The 1,700-nt window shown below is 61.2% G+C and carries 1 protein-coding gene; it reads left to right on the forward strand.

Features of this window, described 5'->3' with window-relative positions; translation table 11 throughout:
• Positions 1-66: 66 nt before the first annotated feature.
• Positions 67-1,664, forward strand: a protein-coding gene (locus AC097O_RS24145) for an IS3 family transposase (protein ID WP_479589103.1) whose coding sequence is annotated in 2 segments (ribosomal slippage) — positions 67-565 and positions 565-1,664 — 1,599 coding nt in all. Because the reading frame shifts where the segments join, the coding sequence is not laid out codon by codon here.
• The last annotated feature ends 36 nt before the right edge of the window (positions 1,665-1,700 follow it).

Raw genomic sequence — 1,700 nt, forward strand, 5'->3', positions numbered from 1 at the left:
CCCTCCATGTCAGGATAGATGTCGCCTCAACATTTAATGGCAAAGATGGGCGGCAAAAGACAAAGCATGAAACACAAGAGATACACGGCAGAGCAAAAGAAGTGGGCGGTGGAGAAGATGAAGGCACCAGAAAACCTCACAGTGGTGCAGTTGGCTCGGGACACGGGCATCACCCAGGTGTCGCTACGCAACTGGCGCAATGCGGCCAGAGCACTGGGAGAACTGGTGCCCGCAGGACTTGCCAGCGAACGCTGGAGCAGTGCCGACAAGTTCAGGGCAGTACTGGAGACAGCCCCATTGAGCCAGGCGGAAGTGGGCCAATACTGCAGGGCCAAAGCCATCTTGCCTGAGCAGCTCACGCAATGGCGCCTGGCGTGTGAGGGTGCCAACGAAGAGGTGGGGCCAGAAGAATCCACTACCGCAAACGGCTCAAAGCCCGGCAAACTGCCAAGCACCGTGGGGCAAGTGCACAACCCGACGCTGCAAGCGCAGATACGCCAGCTCGAGCGCGAGTTGCGCCGCAAAAATGAAGCGTTGGCAGAAACGGCAGCCCTGCTGGTGCTGGGAAAAAAAGCCGACGCGATCTGGGGCAAGCCGGAACATCCGGCAGAGGAAAAATGATCAATCCCCCCGATCGCGGTGAAGCACTCAAATTGATTGATGAAGCGGTATGTGCCGGTGCACGCCAGACCCTGGCGTGCCAAGCGCTGGGCCTGACGGTGCGCACCGTACAGCGCTGGCGACTCAGCCCGTGCGACCGCCGCCCACAGGCACAGCGCGCTGCGCCAGCCAACAAGCTCAGCGAAGAAGAGCGACGGGCAGTGCTACAGGCCGCCAACCGGGCCGACTGCGCCAGCCTGACACCACACCAGATCGTGCCCAAGCTGGCCGATGAAGGCATCTTCCTGGCGTGCGAATCGACCTTCTACCGGGTGCTCAGAGCCGCAGGGCAAAACCGCCGCCGCGGACGCAGCAAGGCCCCTGTGGCCCGGCCACTGACGACACACCGTGCGGATGGCCCGAACCAAGTGTGGTGCTGGGACATAACCTGGATGCCGACCACGGTCAAAGGGCAGTATTTTTACTGGTACATGGTCAAGGACATCTACAGCCGCAAGCTCATCGTCAACGAGGTGCACGAAGCCGAATCCTCCAGCTACGCGTGCCAACTGGTCAGGCGCGGCTGCCTGCGTGAGCAGACGGTGGGCAAGCCCGTGGTGCTGCACTCGGACAACGGCTCGGTGATGAAAGGCTCCAACCTGTTGGCGACGATGCAGGAGCTGGGCCTGGAGCCCTCGTACAGCAGACCGCGGGTGAGCAATGACAACGCGTATGCGGAGGCACTGTTCAGGACGGCCAAGTACTGCCCGATGTGGCCTGGACGGCCCTTTGATACGCTGGGTGAGGCCCGCGACTGGGTAGTGCGCTTTGTGGCCTGGTACAACGACGAGCACCGCCATAGTGCGCTGAAATACGTCACACCCAACCAACGCCACCGCAGGCTGGACCCGGCGTTGCTACAAAAACGCACAGAACTGTACGAGCAAGCCCGCAGGCTTAATCCGCAACGCTGGGCAGCAGGCCTGAGGAACTGGCAGCTTGAAGACGCTGTGTACCTCAATCCGGAAAGAGAGCGAAAAACCCTTCTCAAGCAGGCAGCCTAACGGCTGCTGAGGCGACAACTACCTTGACACACGCCG

The sequence above is a fragment of the Rhodoferax sp. LS1P39 genome (assembly GCF_056521425.1).